The organism is Saliphagus sp. GCM10025317, assembly GCF_042663665.1.
Classification (GTDB): domain Archaea; phylum Halobacteriota; class Halobacteria; order Halobacteriales; family Natrialbaceae; genus Natronosalvus.
Genome location: NZ_JBHTAQ010000007.1, coordinates 662,633 through 682,067, shown reverse-complemented (window position 1 = coordinate 682,067; position 19,435 = coordinate 662,633). Strand labels below are relative to the sequence as shown.

The 19,435-nt window shown below is 65.0% G+C and carries 18 protein-coding genes and 1 tRNA gene; 13 read left to right on the top strand and 6 right to left on the bottom strand.

All coding sequences use genetic code 11. The features are described from left to right. The first annotated feature begins 126 nt into the window (after window positions 1-126). The 5 genes from ACFQS4_RS17935 to ACFQS4_RS17915 are packed head-to-tail and all read left to right on the top strand — an operon-like array spanning window position 127 to window position 3,165. Entirely contained in the window at window positions 127-1,359 is a 1,233-nt protein-coding gene (locus ACFQS4_RS17935; protein WP_500195040.1) for a translation initiation factor IF-2 subunit gamma, read from the top strand. A gap of 9 nt (window positions 1,360-1,368) precedes the next feature. Further along, a complete protein-coding gene (locus ACFQS4_RS17930; protein WP_254158270.1) occupies window positions 1,369-1,755 on the top strand; it encodes a type II toxin-antitoxin system VapC family toxin in 387 nt (128 codons plus the stop codon). Further along, on the top strand, window positions 1,756-2,328 hold the full coding sequence (locus ACFQS4_RS17925; protein ID WP_253430163.1) for a DNA-directed RNA polymerase: 573 nt from the start codon (window positions 1,756-1,758) through the stop codon (window positions 2,326-2,328). A 2-nt stretch (window positions 2,329-2,330) separates the two neighbouring features. Next, the gene (spt4, locus tag ACFQS4_RS17920) at window positions 2,331-2,528 is read left to right on the top strand and encodes a transcription elongation factor subunit Spt4 (protein WP_500195036.1); all 198 of its coding nucleotides are present in this window, start codon (window positions 2,331-2,333) and stop codon (window positions 2,526-2,528) included. 28 nt (window positions 2,529-2,556) lie between these two features. Then, window positions 2,557-3,165 carry a GTP-dependent dephospho-CoA kinase family protein gene (locus ACFQS4_RS17915; RefSeq protein WP_500195034.1) on the top strand — a complete coding sequence of 203 codons (609 nt, stop codon included), beginning with the start codon at window positions 2,557-2,559 and terminating at the stop codon, window positions 3,163-3,165. A 24-nt stretch (window positions 3,166-3,189) separates the two neighbouring features. Here ACFQS4_RS17915 and ACFQS4_RS17910 read toward each other — a convergent pair whose 3' ends face one another. After that, entirely contained in the window at window positions 3,190-3,609 is a 420-nt protein-coding gene (locus ACFQS4_RS17910; RefSeq protein WP_500195032.1) for a PaaI family thioesterase, read from the bottom strand. A gap of 120 nt (window positions 3,610-3,729) precedes the next feature. Here ACFQS4_RS17910 and ACFQS4_RS17905 point away from each other — a divergent pair, with 120 nt between their 5' ends. Beyond that, a complete protein-coding gene (locus ACFQS4_RS17905; RefSeq protein ID WP_500195029.1) occupies window positions 3,730-4,836 on the top strand; it encodes a geranylgeranyl reductase family protein in 1,107 nt (368 codons plus the stop codon). A gap of 55 nt (window positions 4,837-4,891) precedes the next feature. Here ACFQS4_RS17905 and ACFQS4_RS17900 read toward each other — a convergent pair whose 3' ends face one another. Beyond that, window positions 4,892-5,398, bottom strand: a complete 507-nt coding sequence (locus tag ACFQS4_RS17900; protein WP_500195028.1) for a halocyanin domain-containing protein — start codon at window positions 5,396-5,398, stop codon at window positions 4,892-4,894. Window positions 5,399-5,598: 200 nt separating this feature from the next. Between ACFQS4_RS17900 and ACFQS4_RS17895 the strand changes: the two genes are divergently transcribed. The 4 genes from ACFQS4_RS17895 to ACFQS4_RS17880 all read left to right on the top strand — a co-directional run bounded on the left by ACFQS4_RS17895 (window position 5,599) and on the right by ACFQS4_RS17880 (window position 12,798). Further along, window positions 5,599-6,243: an FxsA family protein gene (locus tag ACFQS4_RS17895; RefSeq protein WP_500195026.1), complete on the top strand. Its 645-nt coding sequence runs from the start codon at window positions 5,599-5,601 to the stop codon at window positions 6,241-6,243. A 67-nt stretch (window positions 6,244-6,310) separates the two neighbouring features. Next, window positions 6,311-6,384: transfer RNA gene (locus ACFQS4_RS17890), tRNA-Ile, on the top strand. 569 nt (window positions 6,385-6,953) lie between these two features. After that, on the top strand, window positions 6,954-11,222 hold the full coding sequence (locus ACFQS4_RS17885) for a DUF7282 domain-containing protein (protein ID WP_500195023.1): 4,269 nt from the start codon (window positions 6,954-6,956) through the stop codon (window positions 11,220-11,222). A gap of 241 nt (window positions 11,223-11,463) precedes the next feature. Further along, window positions 11,464-12,798, top strand: coding sequence for an RNA-guided endonuclease InsQ/TnpB family protein (locus tag ACFQS4_RS17880; protein ID WP_500195021.1), 1,335 nt, complete (start codon window positions 11,464-11,466; stop codon window positions 12,796-12,798). A 45-nt stretch (window positions 12,799-12,843) separates the two neighbouring features. Here the strand turns inward: ACFQS4_RS17880 and ACFQS4_RS17875 are convergent, their stop codons facing one another. Both ACFQS4_RS17875 and ACFQS4_RS17870 read right to left on the bottom strand, forming a co-directional pair. Further along, a complete protein-coding gene (locus ACFQS4_RS17875; protein ID WP_500195019.1) occupies window positions 12,844-13,164 on the bottom strand; it encodes a cupin domain-containing protein in 321 nt (106 codons plus the stop codon). Between the two features lie 64 nt (window positions 13,165-13,228). After that, the gene (locus tag ACFQS4_RS17870) at window positions 13,229-14,554 is read right to left on the bottom strand and encodes a nickel pincer cofactor-dependent isomerase, group 22 (protein WP_500195016.1); all 1,326 of its coding nucleotides are present in this window, start codon (window positions 14,552-14,554) and stop codon (window positions 13,229-13,231) included. A 94-nt stretch (window positions 14,555-14,648) separates the two neighbouring features. Between ACFQS4_RS17870 and ACFQS4_RS17865 the strand changes: the two genes are divergently transcribed. The 3 genes from ACFQS4_RS17865 (at window position 14,649) to ACFQS4_RS17855 (ending at window position 17,338) form a co-directional block, all read left to right on the top strand. Continuing rightward, window positions 14,649-15,668 (top strand): aldo/keto reductase, encoded by a 1,020-nt coding sequence (locus tag ACFQS4_RS17865; protein ID WP_500195013.1) that lies wholly within the window; start codon window positions 14,649-14,651, stop codon window positions 15,666-15,668. A 237-nt stretch (window positions 15,669-15,905) separates the two neighbouring features. Next, window positions 15,906-16,556 carry a metal-dependent hydrolase gene (locus ACFQS4_RS17860; RefSeq protein ID WP_500195011.1) on the top strand — a complete coding sequence of 217 codons (651 nt, stop codon included), beginning with the start codon at window positions 15,906-15,908 and terminating at the stop codon, window positions 16,554-16,556. 110 nt (window positions 16,557-16,666) lie between these two features. Beyond that, window positions 16,667-17,338, top strand: coding sequence for a DUF2238 domain-containing protein (locus tag ACFQS4_RS17855; RefSeq protein ID WP_500195009.1), 672 nt, complete (start codon window positions 16,667-16,669; stop codon window positions 17,336-17,338). 19 nt (window positions 17,339-17,357) lie between these two features. Here ACFQS4_RS17855 and ACFQS4_RS17850 read toward each other — a convergent pair whose 3' ends face one another. Together ACFQS4_RS17850 and ACFQS4_RS17845 are read right to left on the bottom strand one after the other, a co-directional pair. Further along, window positions 17,358-17,753, bottom strand: a complete 396-nt coding sequence (locus ACFQS4_RS17850) for a DUF5518 domain-containing protein (protein WP_500195007.1) — start codon at window positions 17,751-17,753, stop codon at window positions 17,358-17,360. Next, window positions 17,750-19,213 (bottom strand): TIGR00341 family protein, encoded by a 1,464-nt coding sequence (locus tag ACFQS4_RS17845; RefSeq protein ID WP_500195005.1) that lies wholly within the window; start codon window positions 19,211-19,213, stop codon window positions 17,750-17,752. Before ACFQS4_RS17845 ends, ACFQS4_RS17850 begins: the two co-directional genes overlap by 4 nt. Window positions 19,214-19,435 lie beyond the last annotated feature (222 nt).

Sequence of the window (19,435 nt, the reverse complement as noted above, 5' to 3'; positions counted from 1 at the left end):
GGTAGCGGGTTGGGCACCCGCCATCGCTCGACGAGGCGAGGCTGGCAGGGACTGGCGCACGCACCTGCAGAACAGTAGGTTTATCAATCGCAGGGCGGAAGCCCTAGTAGAATTACTTACCGTCTTATGGCAGGAAATGGACAACCGGAGGTGAACATCGGACTCGTCGGCCACGTCGATCACGGCAAGACGACGCTGGTGCAGGCCCTGAGCGGCTCGTGGACCGACCAGCACTCAGAGGAGATGAAACGCGGCATCTCCATCAGGCTGGGCTACGCGGACGCGACGTTCCGTCGCTGTCCCGGGGTCGACGAACCCGAGTGTTTCACCGTCGAAGAGGAGTGTCCGGACGGCTCCGAAAGCGAGCCCGTCCGGACCGTGTCGTTCGTCGACGCCCCGGGACACGAGACCCTGATGGCGACGATGTTGTCGGGCGCCTCGCTGATGGACGGTGCCGTGCTCGTCGTCTCGGCGTCCGAGCCCGTGCCACAGCCCCAGACCGAGGAGCACCTGATGGCGCTGGACATCATCGGCATCGAGAACATCGTCATCGCCCAGAACAAGGTCGATCTGGTCGACGCCGAAACCGCCCGCGACAACTACCAGCAGATCAAAGAGTTCGTCGAGGGAACGGTCGCTGAGGACGCTCCCATCGTCCCCCTCTCTGCGGGCCAGGAGGTCAACATCGACTACCTCATCGGCGCCATCGAGGAGGAGATTCCGACGCCCGAGCGCGACCCCGACGTCGACCCCCGGATGCACGTCGCCCGGAGCTTCGACATCAACAAACCCGGGACGACCTACGAGAACATCACCGGCGGCGTCCTCGGCGGCAGCCTCGTCGCCGGACAGCTCGACGTCGGCGACGAACTCGAGGTCCGTCCCGGCCGACAGGTCGAAGAGGGCGGCCAGTCCGAGTACGTTCCAATCGAGACGACGGTCCGCTCGCTGCAGGCGGCCGGACAGTCCGTCGACACGGCGACGCCGGGTGGCCTGCTCGGCGTCGGCACCGGACTGGACCCGTCACTGACGAAGGGCGACGCCCTCGCGGGCCGCATCGCCGGTCCGCCGGGGTCGCTCCCGCCGACCTGGGAGCAGTTCACCATGAGCGTCGACCTGCTCGAGCGTGTCGTTGGCGCCGAGGGGAGCGAGACTATCGACCCGATCAGCACGGGCGAACCGCTGATGATGACCGTCGGTACCTCGACGACCGTCGGCGCCGTCACCAGCGCCCGCAAGGGCGAATGTGAGGTCAACCTCCAGCGCCCCGTCTGTGCCGAACCCGGCGCGAAGATTGCCATCAATCGCCGGATCGGCGCCCGATGGCGTCTGATCGGCCTCGGCACGCTCCAGGAATAGTCCGGAGAGATGACCACGACGGTAGTCCTCGACACGAGCGCGCTCATGATGCCGGTCGAACTCGACGTGCGTCTGTTCGACGAACTCGACCGGGTCGTCGGCTCGTACGAACCGACGACGCCCCAGCCGGTTCTCGAGGAACTCAGGCGCCTGTCCGAACGAGGCGGCGAGGAAGGCACCGCGGCGACGGTCGGCCACGACCTCGCGACCGAACGCTGTCTCGTGGTCGACACCGAGGAATCGTACGCCGACGACGCGCTGGTCGAACTCGCCCGCGAGGGCGTCGCCGACTACGTCGTCACGAACGACCTCGCGCTTCGCGACCGGGTCCTCGAGGCAGGGATACCGGTAATTGCATTACGCGGGAGAAACAAGTTAGCAACCACTCAACCATAGATGTACAAACGGGTCAAACTAAAGGATACAGTAGAAGTGCCCCCGGAAGCCCTCGGCGACGTCTCGCCAGGGCTCGTGAAGCAACTGCTCCAGGACAAACTCGAGGGACGCATGGACGAGGAAGTCGGCAGCGTCGTCTCCATCACCGAGGTCCACGACATCGGCGAGGGGACGGTCCTGCCCAACCGACCCGGCGTCTACTACGAGGCGGAGTTCGACGCGGTCACCTTCGACCCGCAGATGCAGGAGGTCGTCGACGGGACCATCGTCGAGGTCGTCGAGTTCGGCGCCTTCGTCGGCATCGGCCCCGTGGACGGACTGCTCCACGTCTCCCAGATCTCCGACGAGTACCTCGCGTTCGATCGGGAAAATCAGCGACTGGCCTCGAGCGAGTCCGACCGGGCCATCGGCGTCGACGACGCCGTTCGGGCCCGCATCGTGACGAAGAGCATCGACGAACGCAACCCGCGCGACTCGAAGATCGGTCTCACGGCCAAACAGCCCGGCCTGGGCAAACACGGCTGGCTGACCGAGGAGTTCGAGCAGCGCGAAGAAGTCACGGCGGGTGAATAATCGTGGCGTCGAACCGCCTCGTCTGTCGCGAGTGCCACCTCGTCAATCCGGCCGACGCCACCACCTGCGAGGCCTGTGCCTCCTCCTCGCTCACCGAGGACTGGGCCGGCTACGTCGTCATCGCCCACCCGGAACAGAGCGAGATCGCGACGGAGATGCAGGTCACCGAACCGGGCTCGTACGCCCTCAAGGTTCGGTAGTCGATCTCGTAAACGTAACTCGACAGCCGTGACTCGAGACGACGCGAACGTGGACGTGGACGCGGACGGCATTGATCCCGACGACGACCAGCCTCTGCTCTTGCTCCCCGAATCGCTTCGCCACGAGCTCAAAGACCCGATGGGGCCCATTGAGACCGACCCCAGAATCCTGCTCGAGGCGGTCGACGGACCATTGATCGCCGTCGGCGACGTCGTGACCTACCACCTCCTGGAGGCTGGACGCACGCCGGACGTCGCCCTGATCGACGGCTACACCAAGCGGGAGACCGTCGACGCGGAGGTCGAGCGCGTCGTCAACGACGAACGCTCCGAGGACGACCACACCATCCTCGAGGTCGCGAGCCCACCCGCCGTGCTGTCCCGATCCCTGCTCGAGGCGCTGGTCGAGGGCCTCGAGCGACCGGAACCGGTGACCATCGTGGTCGACGGCGAAGAGGATCTGGCCGTCCTCCCGGCCCTGCTTGCGGCGCCCGAGGGCGCGAGCGTCGTCTACGGCCAGCCCGACGTGGGGATGGTTCACGTCACCGTCGACGCGGAGACGCGAGCGAGCGCGCGAGGCCTGCTCGAGCGATTCGACGGCGACGTCGACCGAGCGCTGGCGTTGCTCGAAGGATAGTCGGGGTTCCGTTGGATCGCCGACTCAGGAGTCGACGAACGGATTGTTTCCGTCGACCATATTCGTCTTGTACACGCCTCGAGTCGTCGCGAGCGTTCGATCGTCCGCATCGACGATTTCGGCCTCGACGACGCCAGTTTCGGCACCGTATCGTACCACTTCGGCGGAACCGTAGATGTCCCCGGTCACCGGTCGAAGGTAGTCGATTCGCACGTCGAGCGTCGGTCCGGGGGCGCCTTCAACCGACGCGAGAGCAGCCGCCGACAGAGAATCAGCCAGTCCAAAGGGGACGGCTCCGTGGGCGAGCAGCGTCGACTCCGAGAGCGAGTGGTGAGCCTCGAGTTCGATCTTCCCTTCCACGTACCCCTCCTCAACGCGGGTGACCTCGAGCCCGAGGTACTCGCCGAACGGGTACGTTTCGTTGAATCGTTCGTGAACGTCCATGTACCCGATAGCTCGCGGGAGGAGGATATCACTGTTTCTACGCCGCGGATGGCAGGTTTCCGGAACCCGTGCTACCGCGCTTCGTGAAGCTATTTACCGTCGGATGAGTACGTCCCGGGTATGTACGACTTCGCCGTCGTCGGCGTCGGCCCGGCGGGAGCGCGCTTTGCCCGGCGCGCCGCCGAATCGGGATACGACGTCGTCGCCTTCGAGCAGGGTCGGATCGGCGAGCCACTCGCGTGTTCTGGACACGTCAGCACCGACGTCTGGTCGTTCACCGGCGACGGCGCACGCGAGGAGCTCCTCCAGAACGAGGTGTACGGCGCCCGATTTCACGTCGGTGGTCCTCACGAGGCCGACGGTGCCGGACGCGACAGCTACCAGTTCTACAAGCGCGAGGTCGTCTCGAACGTGATTGATCGGGTCGGCCTCGACCGCCACCTCGCCGACCTCGCTCGCGAGGCCGGGGCCGACGTTCGAGACGGGCACACCGTGACGGCCGTCGACGAGTGCGAAGGGTCCGTCGAGGTGACGGTCAAAGGCCCCGATGGCACCGACACTGTCGAGGTGAAGATGGTCGCCGGTTGTGACGGTCCCCGCTCGCGAGTCCGGGAAGCGCTCTCGCTTCCCGAGCCCGACGAGTTGCTTCACGGCGTGCTCGCCTTCTCCGCGGAGGACGACCCCGGCGACTTTGTCGACGTCCACCTCACGGCGCCGAAATTCTTCGCCTGGCGCATTCCGCGCGCCGACGCCGGCGTCGAGTACGGCCTGGCCGCGCCGCCGGGCGCCCACGTCAACCGCCACTTCGAAGACCTGATCGACGGCTACGACGTCGAGGTCTCACACCGCTGCTCGGGCCTGATCCCCATCGGCCCGCCGGATCGAGTCACGAGTCGTCGCGGCTTTCTCGTCGGTGACGCGGCGGCCCAGACCAAGCCCTTCACCGGCGGGGGCATCCTCTATGGAATGACCTGCGCGGATCACGCCGCCGACCGGATCGATCCCGACCGCCCGGCGAGCCTCGCCGCCTACGAACACGCCTGGCGGGACGACCTCGAGCGAGAGATCGGACTCGGCCACTGGCTCCGGCGGGCGTACTCGCTCCCCGAACCGGTTCAACGCCTCGGGCTGGCAGCGACGGCCGGCGAAATCGGCGTTCACATGGACCGACCGACGTCGGTCGCCAGCCTCGAGCATCTGAAGGCGATGCTCTCCGGGAGTCGGTAACGCACGTCGACCGTCGGCGACAGGCAAAGAGGAGGGCGCGGATGAAAACGAGGGGTTACTCGACGACGACGGCGCCTTTCATGCCCATGTTGACGTGGGGCGAGCAGTGGTAGGTGAAGGTGCCCGTCTCCTCGAAGGTGTGCTCGAAGGTTTCGCCCTCGTCGCTCAGCATCTCGCTCTCGAAGCTTCCGTCCTCGGCGATGACGTCGTGCGGGCTGCCCTTGCCGGTCCACTCCCAGACGACGGTCGTTCCCGAGTCGACGACGATGGCCGCAGGCCCGTACCCGAAGCCGTCCGAACCAGCGCCGACGTCGACGGTGACCTCGGACTCGCCGGTGTGGTCCTCGACACCGTCGTAGTTGTTGGCGTCATCAAGGTAACCGTCGAAGTCGTAGTCGCCGCCGTCATTGCCGTCGCCGTTTCCGTTGCCGTTCCCATTTCCGTTCCCACTGTTGTCGCTACTCGGCTCGTCTTCCTCGACGCAACCGGCCACGAGAGCCAGCGCCAGTGTTCCGCCCGATACCTGCAAGAACGTCCGTCGACTGCTAGTCTGTGAAGTCATTGTTCGTCGCTATCAGAGCGTATGTCCGGGTAACGGGTCAGTTGCTCGGTCATTACCAGTCGGCGGGAATATCGTCGAACATGTTCGTATTATATGTTTATGGCCTTTCATCGACGGCTGATGGGCCGGCGATCGAACGAGCAACGGACCGGACCGATCGAGAGTAAAGGGTTTTCACCCTCGAGCGGCTATCTCGAGTAATGCTTCGGTGGATCCTCGCGCTGTTGCTCATTCCGTTTCTCGACGCCGTGTTGCTCGCCGTCGTCGTGAGCCAGACGACGTACATCGGCTGGATCGGAATGGTCGCCCTCGTCGTCCTCACCGGCCTGGTCGGCATGTTGCTCGTGCGCGCCGAAGGTCGCAGAACGCTCCGGAAGACCCAGCGGTCGCTCGCGGAGGGCAAGCCGCCGACCAACCAGCTCCTCGACGGGGCCCTGTTGATCGCTGCCGGCGCGTTCTTGCTCACCCCTGGACTGGTGACCGACCTCATCGGCTTCCTGTTCGTGATTCCACTCACGCGGGTGCCGATTCGCGCCGCGCTCAAGCGATTCGTCATCGTCCCTTACCTCGACAAGAAGAGCGACGGGTTCGCCAGCGGCGTTGCCTGGACGGGCGGGTTCCCCGGAGAGAGGTCGACTGGCATTTCGTGGTCCAGTAGCTCTGGAGCGGACGCGGGAGTTGGAACCGGAACTGGAACCGGAACCGAAACTCGCAGCGACGACGCCACGACAGTCGACCTCGACGAGGACGACTACTCGGTCGATACCGGCTCGAGTGGTCGCCACATTGGGTTCGACGACGAGGGAGATAGCCGAGGCGACCGCGACGACCCCTCCGCTCGCTAGCGGTTCTCACGGCCCCCAGAGAAAGAAACGTTTAAACGTCCCTCCGCGCAATTCACAGATGCGACGCGGGCCAATAGCTCAATCAGGTTGAGCGCCACTCTGATAAGGTGGAGGCTCTCGGTTCAAATCCGAGTTGGCCCACTGTTTTTCTGGCGAACACCGTTGTGAGCCAGCAACCCGTGACGTCACTCGGATTTGAATGACGCGAGTCGCAAGCCCGGGAAGCGAGCGAAGCGAGCGACCCGGAACGTCTCGAGATGGTTCAAATCCGAGTTGGCCCACTCTTCTCAGCGACCAATTTCGTGAGCCGAGAGTACGGACTGCCGTGGGGAGTTTTTCTTGGGCATCAGCGACTAGGTGATAGCCCAGCGAGTGGTTTCCGTCGTTCGCAACTGGGCATTACTCGAGGAGAAGTTTCAGAGTCCGTGGCGGTTGTCGAAGAATTTCACCCTTCTTTCTCGGCCCCACCGTGCGGGCTGAAGCGGTCGCAGTCGACTCCTCGAGGCGCTGGTGTAACGGAACGCACGGTTACCGGCTCGAGCCGTCGGGGAACGATGGACCCCGTTTTTATCGCACAGCGGTCTGGATAGGGAGATGATTCCGAACCTCCGCGCCTGGTGCACGGAACCGCGTCGTGAAAACCCCGCAAATCGCGCTTCACCGTCTATCGATGCAATGATCGATTCACGGCGTGGGGGTCGCTTCGAGCGATGAAGCGACTTCTGTTCGCGTTTCTCGTCGGCACGGTCGTGGCCGGACTGATCGTCGGCGCTTCCGGATTGACGCTCGGGGGCGCTCCGCTCGTCGGTCCCGGAGACGGCGAGGCACGACCCGAATCCCCCGCTGGTGGCGAGGCAATCGACGGAACAAGCGACGTCTCGGAGGACGGTGTCGAACTCGTCGAGTTCGACGAGACGCACTCGAGCGCACGACAGGACGAAGCGACTGCCCAGTCGAAGCGAGAGGCGGCCGAGGAGGGTGCCGACCGAGGGATCGAACTCGCCCAGGCACAGGGCGTAAACGTCACCCAGGAACACCGGGAGGCCGCGACGTCTGCGGCCATCGAAGCCGCCGAACAGCACCAGAACGCGACCGTCGAGCAGATTCAGCGCGCCGCCACGGGGGCGGTTCACGGCGCGTTGCTCCAGCACCAGGCGGTCAACGTTACGCAGTTACAGTCGGCCGTGGTCGGCAGCGCGGACGGCGCGCTGAGCCAGCACCAGTCGGCCAACGTCACGCAGATGCAGAACGCGGCGTGGGGCGGCGCTCACGGTGCGCTCGACCAGTACCAGGCGGTGACGGTCGAGCAGATCCAGTACGCGGCTCGCGGGGCCGCCGCAGGCGCCGCACGAGAGGCCGGCGAGAAGGGAGTCGGTCACGTCGGCGTGATCCAGGAGGCGGCCCAGGGTGCGGCCCACGGGGCGCTCGAGGCCGCGAAGAAGCAGAAGCACCCCTCTCGACAGCACGTCGTCCAGCGCCAGGAGATAACCGTCGAGCAAATTCAACACGCGGCGGCAGGGGCGGCAGCGGGGGTCGTCGACGGGCACCAGGAACAGCACGTCAGGGTCGAGCAGCGACAGCACGTGTCGATCAAGCAGATCCAGACGGCTGCGATGGGCGCCGCGAAGGGTGCACTCGTCCAGAAGCAACGGGTCACCGTCGAGCAGACGCAGGTCGCCGCACGTGGTGCCGCGAAGGGCGTGCTATCGGTTACGCAAATCCAGAGGGTAGAGATCACGCAGATCCAGGCGGCGGCGACTGGCGCCGCGACGGGCGCAATCTACCAGAGTCAGGAGGCGACGATCGAACAGATCCAGGCAGCGGCGATCGGCGCAGCGAAGGGAACGATCGTCCAGAAACAGGAGATACACGTGACGCAGGTCCAGTACGCCGCTCGCGGCGCCGCGATGGGTGCCGTCGAATCCGCGATCCAGTACCAGGCCGTCACCGTTACGCAGATCCAGGCTGCGTCGATGGGCGCCGGAAAGGGCGCCGTCGAACAGACGCAGACGGTGCGCGTACAGCAGGTACAGACCATCGCCCGCGGCGCAGCGAAAGGCGTCCTGTCGGTCGCCCAGGAACAGCGCGTGACGATCCTCCAGATACAGAAGGTGGCCGAAGTATCGTGCCAGTCGGTCTCGGAGGCGGTTCAGGACCAGCGAGTCACCGTCGAGCAGGTCCAGCGGATCAGCGAACGCACCGCCGTGGACACGACCCAGCAGACGGTCGATGATGACCTCGACCGCGAGGTCGACATTCGCAATCGTGCGGAGGCGAGCGCGGCCGATAGAACCGCCGAGGAAGAGCCTGCGGAGGGGGAGGCGACGGTGAGCACCGTCGGTCAGACGATCGACGGGGAGACGGTCACGATCGACGACGTGACGCTCTCGGAGGGCGGATTCGTCGCCGTCCACGACGGGAGGTGGCTGGAAGGCGAACGCGCCGACAGCGTGATCGGCGTCTCCGAGTACCTCGAGCCCGGCGAACACGAATCGGTGACCGTTCCCCTGTTCGAAGACGTTCCCGGAGCCGAGTACGAAGTCGACGCGCTCGAGGCCGGCGAGCACTCGCTCTTCGTCGTCCCGTATCGCGACGGCGACGACGACCAGGAGTTCGATCGCATCGACACCGACGACGGGGCGGATCCGCTGTACGTCCGGCAGGGTGGCGAACCGGTGGTGGCATCGCTCGAGGCGACGGTCGCCGAGGAACGCACCGCCGACCTCAAGGTCGCCGACCAGACCGGGGACGGTGAAACGGTGACCGTCGAGCGCGCGACGGCGAACGTCGAATTCTACGTCGAAGCGAGCGACGGCGACCGGGTCGTCCAGAGCGAGGGCTTCGGGGCGAACGAGACCGCCGCCAATCTGACGCTCGTCCTGGACCCGCCGCTCGAGGAGGCTACCGATCTCGAGGTGACGATCCGTGCCGTCGAGGACGGCGAGGGACTCGAGTCGGCGGAGGTCGCGTACGACGTCGACACCACCGGCGCCGATGAACCAGCGGACGAACCGGTGGAGGCGACGGCGAGCCTGAACGTTTCGGACCAGACCGGCGACGGCGAGACGCTGTCCGTCGACCGGGCGACTGCGGACGAGGAGTTCGCACTCGAAGCGCGCTACGACGGCGAGGTGGTACGAACCGACGCTATCGATGCCGACGAGGTCGTCGAGAACCTGACGCTCGAGCTCGATCCGCCCCTCGAGGCGGATGCAGAGGTCGAGATCGCCGTCGTCACGACCGAAGACGACGAGGACCTGGCCGTCGAAGCGATCGAGTACGCCGTCGATGCGGAACCGGTCGAGCCGACAGCCGATCTCGAGGTGACGAACCAGACCGGCGACGGGGGGACCCTCGCCGTCGAAAACGCCACGGCGACCGTCGACTTCTTCGTCGAGGCTCGTTACGACGATGAGGTGGTGCAAAGCGAATCGTTCGACGCAGACGAGGTCGTCGAGAACCTGACGCTCGAACTCGATCCACCTCTCGAGGAGACCGGCGACGTCGAGGTCGTCATCAGAGCCGACGACGACGATTCGGAACTGACGGGTCAGACGATCGAGTACGCCGTCGAGGCTCCGGTGGCGTTCCTCAATTGTACCGCGCTCGAGGTCCGGGACGCGGCCGAAATCGATCGCCTCTCGCTACGCGTCTCGTACCTGGAGGGGGCCCTGGCGGGTAACGAGACGGAACTCGAGGAGGAAGTGCTCGCGGAGACGGTCGACGGCCCGATCGAAGACGGGACCGTCCTCTCGACAGCCGATCTGTACCCCTTCAGCGAGTTCACCCACTACGTCGAGTTCGCGTCCCTCTCCGAAGCCGACGACGAGAACATGGTCGAGAATCCGCATTCGGCAACCGTCGAGGACTGTCAGGAACTCGGCTTCGGCGAGCGCCCGACCGCCGACGTCGCGTTCGGCGACCAGGAGACCGACGGGACGAGCGCGACCGTCGACGCCGTTTCCCTCTCGGAAGGCGGCTTCGTCGCCCTCTACGAGGCGGGAGCGCCGGTCGAGAACGAGACCGTCCTCGGCGTCTCCGAGTACCTCGAGCCCGGCGAGCACGAGAACGTCACCGTCGACCTCGCGGAATCGATCGACGAGGACCGAACGCTCGTCGCGATCGTCCACCGCGACCTGACCGGCGACGGCCAGTTTACGTTCGAGAGCGTCGAGACGATCGGCGTCCACGACGGCCCGTACCTCGACGCGGACGGCGACCCCGTCGCCGACGAGGCCGAACTCCTCCTCTCGGCCGAGTTCGCCGTCTCCATCGTCGACGCGCCGGAAACCGTCGAGCCCGACCAGCCGATCGAACTCGCCGTCGAGGTGGAGAACCGCGGCGCCGGATCCGGTGAGGCGCCCGTGGTGATCGACGTCGGCGCGCAGGAGGCGGTCGTCGAAGAGTCCGTCACGCTTTCACCCGGCGAGACGACGACGCTCACGGTGGCCGTCGACCCGCCGACCGACGCCGTCGGCGAACTCGAGGTGACAGTTCGCGTCGACGATCCAGACGTGGCCGCACCCGAGGAGGGAAGCGATTCGGTGACCGTCACCGTCGAGGAGGCCGGCGAACCGGCGTTCGAGGTGACGGCCCTCGACGCACCCGAAACCGTCGAGCCGGGCGAGTTCATCGAGGTCGCCGCGGAGGTGACGAATGTCGGTGAGGCTCCCGGTGAAGCCGAAGTAGTGTTCGACATCGACGGCTTCGACGCCGCTACCGATTTCGTCTCGCTCTCTCCCGACGAAACGGCGACGCTCGTCGTCACCGTCGAGACCGGCCCGGGCGACGTCGGCGACCTCGAGATCGGGGTTCGCACGGCCGACGACCGGACGTCGACGACTGTCGAGGTGATCGAGTCGTCTACGACCGATCGACGGAGCGTTCGAGTGGGACCGACGGCTGAGACAGATCCAGCGGCCCCGGGGTCCGCGTACGTACCGAGCGGTCTGATCTCGGTCGATCGGATGGATTCGTAGCCGTCCGAAACCACCGGTCGTAGCGCTCGAAGGGCGTCAAAACTCGATCGCCCTCGTGATTTCGCCGGATTGTGCAGAAACAGCGACCGTCGCGTCCGCTTACAGAGGGTCGAGGAGAAAGCCCACGACTTCAGTCGTGGGATGAACTCGACAACTCGTGAACACTGCACGTTCGATAGCAAGCCCGAGTCTCCAACGCGAATACATAGGTTTACAATCACTTGTCTCGTAGCGAATGACGATGAAGCGAGCCAACCAGTTCAGCGTTCGCCCACACTCTACGCGAGAGCGTGAGGCGTTCGTTCGCTGGTTGGACGCTTCAGCCAGTCTCTGGAACGAGACTAACTACGCTCGCCGCCAGGCCTTCCTCTCAGACGGTAAGAGCATTTGGGACGCCGATACCGGCGCACTCGAAGGTAAATACAAAGGCGTCCTCAGCAGTTCGGTCGCCCAACAAATCATTCGGAGGAACTCCGAATCGTGGCGATCCTTCTTCTCGCTCAATGAGAAGCACCACGCGGGTAAACTCAGCGAGAAACCGTCGCCACCGGGGTACTGGGGAAACGAGGAAGACGGGCGTGTACTTCGCACCTACGTCCGCAACGACCAGTACACCCTCGAGTTCGGAGAACGATCACGCCTCGAAGTGCCGATTGGCTCCGAACTCAAGGACAAACTGGGATTGAACCGAAATCAACGCCTTCGCCTCGAGATTTCAGGCAATTCGAAGTGGAGCGGCGAGCCGGGTCGGTTAGAGATCGTGTACGACGAACTCGCAGACACGTTCAGGGCTTTCCAACCAGTCACCATCGACACTTCTCGACTGGATTCACCACTGGCTTCGGAAGAAGCCGCTCTGGACGTTGGCGCGAACACCCTCGTCGCCTGCACAACCACGACTGGCTCACAATACCTGTTCAGCGGCCGCGATGAGTTCGAGCGGTTCCGCGAGACCACTGAGCGAATCGCAGACCTGCAAGCACTCCTCGAAGACCAGCGCACGTTGAGCAAGCGCATCGACCGCCTGTATTGCAAGCGTACAAACCGACGCAACCACGCGCAAGATGCACTCGTCCGAGACCTCGTGGAGCGTCTATACTCCGAAGGTGTATCCACGCTGTACGTTGGCGACCTCACAGGCATCCTTTCCAGGCACTGGTCAGCATGGGTGAACGAGAAGACACACACCTTCTGGGCGTACCGGCGGTTCATCAACCGTCTCGAATGCGTCTGTGAAGAGTATGGAATCGCGGTCGACGAGAAGTCCGAGGCGTGGACGAGTCAAGAGTGCCCCCAGTGTGGCGAGCGTGACGAGACCGTTCGTCACGAGGATACGCTGACGTGCCCGTGTGGGTTCGAGGGGCACGCTGATCTCGTTGCATCGGAGTCGTTCCTGAGACGACAGAACAACACAGCCGGGTCGATGGCACGGCCCGTGTACCTCAAGTGGAACAAACACAGTTGGCGGGAACACCATAGACCGCCCTCCCTCGCGGAGACAACGGCCAACGAGGCGTACACAGACCAGAGTACCGCGTCGAGCGGGAATCTCGCTCTCGGGGACTCAGACGACTGAGACTCCCACGAGAGGAATTCCACGACCTTCAGTCGTGGGTGGATGTCAAGGCGCGCCCGTAACGACCATCAGCGAGTCGTCCGCCGTAAACCGCAGTTCGCGCGTCGTCTCCGGGTCGATCCGCACGGCGTCACCGGACGCGAGGTCCACCTGGTCGCCGTCGATTCGGATGGTCGCCTCGCCCTCGAGCAACAGGTACACTTCTTCCTGGCCGTCGTCCTCGTGGTCGTGTTCTAGCCCGTCCCAGCCCTCGTCGGCTTCGATGACGGTTAGCCCGTGGGTCTCGCAGTCGAGGGCGTCCCGAAGGAAGGACATACCCGGCGCGCGCGGTTCGACATCCTCGTACGAGGTTGCGTCGTACCCCATAGGAGAACCCTCGCACTCGTCGCCTATGAAACCACGCGAAGCGGGAATTGACTGCCGACAATCGTTATTCAGGGGAGGGAGCGACGAACTGTCCGTCGTCGTCGAACTCGAGCGCAGTCGGCTCCGAGACGACGCGAAGGTCCTCGCGTTCCCGCGCGACTTCGACGAGCGGACTCGAGGCGTAACACCGCTTCAGGCGCATCGTGTCCGTCACTCTGAGAACGCGAGCGTCTTCACCTGGAACGGGGCCGATAGTACCGAGGGCGGCCACGAGCCCTGCGCGGTCGGTCTCGACCACCGGCGGGAGACGGACCCCGCGCACCGTGCTCGCGGTGATGGCGTTGATGAGGGATTTCGACCAGTCGAGTTCGGCGAGCACGTCGCGATGGGCGACGTCCGCCTGGCCCATCCCCATCGCGTTCCCCTTCGTCTTCGTGGTGAGGCCGCGAGCGAAGACGCGCTTGATCTCGGGCGAGTCCGGTTCGGGTTCGTTGATCGTGAAGTGGCGCCGACCCGTGACGTTTGGGTCCATCCCCTGCCCGCTGACGTCCTTGCCGATCCGATCGACGACGAGGACGTCCAGGTCGTCGAACGGCAGCGTCGGCATGCGCTCTCGGGCGAGGTCGAGGAGGTCGGCCTCTCGAGTCAGGAATCCCTCCGGCGGGACGCCCTCGACGAGGCTGGTGTCGTCGTGCTGGTCCTCGACGACCGCGATGCCGCCAGCGACCGGCAGCGTCCGGAGCAACTGGTCGGCGATCTCGGGAATCATGTTGCTGAGGCTCCACTCGACCGCCCAGTCGTGGGCGAGTTTCGCGCCGCGCTGTTTCCCCATCCCGATGACGAGCATCTTCGAGAGGCCGCTCTCGACGTCGCCGCTGAAGCCGGTGTGGGGCTTGATCCGGTTTATCGGCACGATGGCGTCCGCCTCGACCGCGTACGCGTCGGCGTACACTGGCACTCCGCGATCCGGCGTCTCGCCGACCTGCACGACGTCCATGGTCGCCCGGATCGCACAGCCGATCGACGCCTCGGTGACGCCGAGAGTCTCGAGTTTATCGCGCTGGCCGGAAGCGGTCGCCCCGCCGTGGCTCCCCATCGCGGGAACGACGAAGGGCTCGTACCCACGGTCACTGAGTGCGCCGACGACGCCGCGAACGATCTCGGGGAGGTTGTCGATGCCGCGGCTGCCGACGCCGACGGCTACCTCGCCGCCCGCGGGGACGTCCCCGAACTCGAGGGCTGCCACCGCCTCGGCTGCCTCGGCCGCGACGTCTTCGGGCGGGATCGGGTCGGTCTCCCACCGCTGTTCGATGACGCCCATCCGCGGAAGCACGACGTCTCCACAGGCGTCCTGGACGGTCGACTCGCCGATCGCGAGTTCGTCGATCATGGGCGCGTAGACGGTGGTGACCGTCAAAAGCGTGTGGGCGAGGTGATCGCCGCTTCCTCAGGGCTTTTTTCTCCTGGCCGCGAACGACCGGTGTATGACTGACTCGTTCGACGACGTCGACCTCGAGTTCGTTTCGCTCGGTCGAACCGGCATCCAGACCAGCGAACTCCAGTTCGGAACCTGGCGCTTCGGCCGTACGACGGAGGAGGGGAACCTCGAGATTACCGAAGAACGTGCCCACGAATTGCTCGACGCCTACGCCGAGGCCGGCGGTCGGTACATCGACACGGCCGACGTCTACGGCGGCGGCGACAGCGAGCGCTGGATCGGCGACTGGCTCGCCGACGGTGACCGCGATCGCGAGCGTTACACCATCGCCTCGAAGATCTACTGGCAGATCCGCGACGGCGACCCGAACAGCAAGGGGACGAACCGGAAGACCGTCCGGAATCGCATCGACGCCCTTCTGGACCGACTCGACACCGACTACGTCGACGTCCTCTACATCCACCGCTGGGACGACGCGACCTCGACCCGCGAGCTGATGAAGACGCTGAACAGGCTCGTCGAGGACGGGAAGGTCCACTACCTCGGCGCGTCAACCATGCGGCCGAACGCCTGGAAGGTGGCTCGCACGAACGCCATCGCCGACGCACAGGGCTGGGAGCCTTTCGCCATCCTCCAGCCGCGATACAACCTCGTCGACCGAGAGATCGAGGGCGACTACCTCGAGTTCGCCCGCCAACGCGACCTCGCGGTCTGTCCGTGGAGCCCGCTCGGGCAGGGATTCCTGACCGGGAAGTACTCCCGAGAGGAGGACGTCCCGGAGGACTCGAAGTCCGCTGAGTCGAGTCGGTTCAGGGAGAATTACCTCACCGAGAAGAACTTCGACCTGCACGACGAACTCGACGCGGTCGCCGAAGAGGTCGACGCGTCGCCGGCCCAGGTCGCGCTGGCGTGGCTCTCCCACCGAGAGGGGGTCAGTGCACCCATCGTCGGCGCCCGGACGGTCGAGCAACTCGAGGAGAATCTCGCGGCCGCGACGGTCAACCTCTCCGACGAGCAGATGGATCGGTTGACGACCGCGAAGGCGGGCCCCTACGAGGGACTGTAAGGAGCCCGGGGACGCTCGCCGACTCGAGTTCGAGTACCGATTCTTCGTTCCTCACTGTGGATCGTTCGACTTTACCGGAGAGGTCGGCGACCGAGGGTCCGCGAAGGCAGCGAACGGTGCCAGGAAGAGCGACCCAAAGACGAACGTGAGCGTGGACGCAGTCACGAACGCGGACATGGATACGAACTCGAGGCGGTCGACGGATTCATACTGTCGTGTCCCCTCATAAACGACAAAATGATGCTGCCGACCCACGCGTTCGCGGGAATGGTGATTGCCCTCCCGTACGCACTTGCGTTCCCCGAATTTGGCCCTGTGGCCCTGCTCGCCGGATTTCTCGGCGGGATCGTTCCGGACCTGGATCTGTACACCGGTCACCGGAAGACGCTGCACTACCCGGTGTACTACTTGGGAGTCGCCACGCTCGTCGTCCCAATCGCCCTCTTGCAGCCAACCCTCCCCGCGGTCCTCACCGCGTGGTTCCTGGTCGGCGCCGCCCTCCATAGCGTCAGCGACGTCTTCGGCGGCGGGCTGGAGCTTCGCCCCTGGGAAGCCACCTCGAACCGTGCGGTCTACGACCACCACAACCGCCGATGGATCGCTCCCCTGCGCTGGGTACGCTACGATGGGGCGCCGGAGGACCTGGCACTGTCAGTCGTCCTCGCCGTGCCGCTCGTGGTCGCCCTCGAGGGCGCGCTCGAGTGGCTCGTGATCGCGTTCCTGGGTATCGCGGTCACGTACACGGCCGTTCGACGGATCCTGCCCGCAGTCGCCAGTCGACTGATCGGCGACCTCGTAGTCCCGAACGCCTCGAGTCGCGTCCTGGCGTACGTTCCAACCCGGTATCTGGAAGCCAGCGCCGAACGCGGTTCGACGCAGTCTCGGTAGACTCGAGTACGCGAACGACGGTTTCGCTATAGAATGTATAGTAACAACGACCAAAGAATCATATCAACTCGGCATCAGTCATCAGCAAGGCGTTTGCGATGACTGGATGGATGACAGTTGCACTCGTTTCGTTCCAGGTCGGGATTCTCGCCATCTTACTGGAGGCGCTTCATCGCCGAGACGCCGCCGCTGCCACGAACGCGCTCGTGTCGTTCGCCGTCACGCTGCTTCCGGCAGCCGTCGAGTACGTCGCGGAAGCCGGCTTCGGCGCATCGATCGCGTTCGGAACGGACCTGCCCTTCTGGATCGCCGTTGCGGGGTTCTTACACGCCGTCGGGATGCTGGGTCCGTACGATTCGGTCTGGTGGTGGGATCACCTCACTCACCTGGTGTCCGCCGCCCTCGTTGCGGCGCTGGTCTACGCCGGGTTCCTGGTTCTGACCCCTGCGCTCGGGTGGTGGCAAATCGGGCTCCTGACCATCTGTGTCACGTTCGTCGTCGGCGTGTTGTGGGAACTGCTCGAGATCATCGCACGTCGGGCGGGGATTCGGTACGATGTCGAACCCGTCCTTGTCCACTACGGCTGGCGCGACACGGCGTTCGACCTCGTCTTCGACGTGCTCGGGGCGCTGCTGGTCGTGCTCTTCGACCTGCGGCTGTTCGTTCCGGTTGCCGACCGGTCGCTCGAGCCACGAGGCGTGACGGTGATAGGAACCAGCGTACTGGTGTTCGCCGTCGCGCTCGTCGTTCTCGGCCTCGATGCCCGGAGCGGGGAGTCGTGATCGGACGTGCGTCAGCGGACTACAGTTCGTCCTTGAGGTAGATGCCGAGGTAGCCGCCAACGGCGCTCAGCCCGACTGTGTACAGTGCCCCGAACGCAAGCATGAAGAAAGCCATCAGACCGAACGCGATCGGTGCGCCTCTGGCACCGAATCCGAGGAAGAACAGCCCGAAGAACATACCCATGAAGACGATCGGGATCAGCATGATGAGTCCGGCGATGGCGCCGACTTTCACCCCATCGTTGGGCTCACCACCCTCGAGATATCCGGCAACCGCTCCGCCGAGAAGCGTCGAGAGCGGGATGAACGAGAGGATTATTCCGGCCGCCGCACCGACCAGCGCGTTGATCAGGGTGCTGGAGTCGTCTCGGGCTGATTCGTCGGCCGGTCTCCTCGAGGACGTGTCGGCAGTCATACCAGAGGCGTACCGACCCCGTGATGAAAAGCGTTGGTGTGTGAACGCTCCAGGATCAGTCGGCGAATCCGCGGGTCGTCCCCACCGTCGGAGCGATCGCTTCGTGCTCCCGGTCGTCGTTCGTCGGTGTCTCTCGAGACTGAATCGACGCGTCCGGCGGAATCGCCACCTCGCTGTTCGGACACGACGAACCGAACTTCGACCACGACCTCCCCGTCGGTGCGGTCCGCGATCCTCTCGTGCAGCCGATCGGTCAACGTCGACACCTGGTCGGAGTCGTCTCCGGAAACGGTGACGACAACCTGGTCGACCGACCGGACGGGGTAGTCGTCGTCGAGCGTCACCTCGACCGACTCGACCTCGAGACCGTCGAATTGCGGTTCCTCGAGCGCGGCGTCGACCTCTTCAGTCGCGCTCGATCGCAGTTCCGTCGTGTGAAAGTCGAGCAGGGTAATGCTCACGAGGGGTGCGGCCAGCACGAGCAACGCGACCCCGAAAACCGCCGCGTACGCGTAGGTTGGCCGTCGGGTTGGCGACACCTCGAACAGCCCCTGCGGACGGTAGCCGGCGATCCACAGCGTGGTCAGCGCAGCGAGGTTGATCGAGAGCACGTTGACGGTCACGAGCACGGCGGCACCGAGCGCCGCGCCGTACATTCCCCAGGCGACCGTGATCCCGACCGCGGCCGCCGGTGGGATGAGTGCGGCGGCGATCATCACCCCGACAATGGCCTCCGAGAATCCTCGCGTGAGGCTCAAGATACCGGCGACGCCAGCTCCCAGCGCGACGGCGAGCGAGAGCAGGTTCGGAGACACCCGCTCTTGCAGTTCGGCGACCACGACGATGTCGACACCCGCGGGCTCGAGACCGGCGAGCCGAGCGAGCGTCGCGAGACCGATCGACGCCGCGACGACGATAGCGACGCCGACGACCTGATAGCGAAAACCCGTCGACGTGAGTTCATCGTCGCCGGTGACGATGCCGACGTTCGCGGCCAGCGCGGGGCCGATCAGCGGCGCGATGACCATCGATCCAACGACGACCGCCGGCGAGTCCGCGAGGAGTCCGGCGGTCGCGACGACGGCGCTGATGAGCAACATCACCACGTAGATCGAAAACGACGGCGTGAGTTCGTCGGCCTTGGTTCGGAGTACCTGTCTCGAGGTCCGCTCCCCCTTCGTGCCGCCGTGGCTGTACTGGTCCAGCAGGCCGTCGAAACTCCGTGAGATGACGGTCTCGGCGTTGATCACGACGACGCGCGCCTCGTCGTCTATGCCGGCCCGGTTCAATCGGTCGAGAAGGGGTTCGACGGCTCGCGTCGGGAGGGGAAACCGGACGACGGCCGCGTACCCTCGCCCGCTCGTTTCGTCGCCGACGACGTAGTCGATTCCCTCGTCCTCGAGGATATCAAGTACGGCCCGGCGACGACCCTCCGGAATGGCGATTTCGAGGTACCGCATGGAGACTCCGACCACGGAGAGTGACGTATAGGCCGCAGGGTCGAGAGGGACAGGACAGCCGGCGGGTAAGCGGTGGACTGGGCCGTCTCGAGCGGTGACGAAACGGGGAATTGAGATCTTCGGGGGTGTAACTCGAGATGCTCACGAGACCTGACGAGACTGGATTGAGTACACCTGTTGGTTTTCGACGTCGGCAAGGCCACGAGTGATCGATGGAGACGA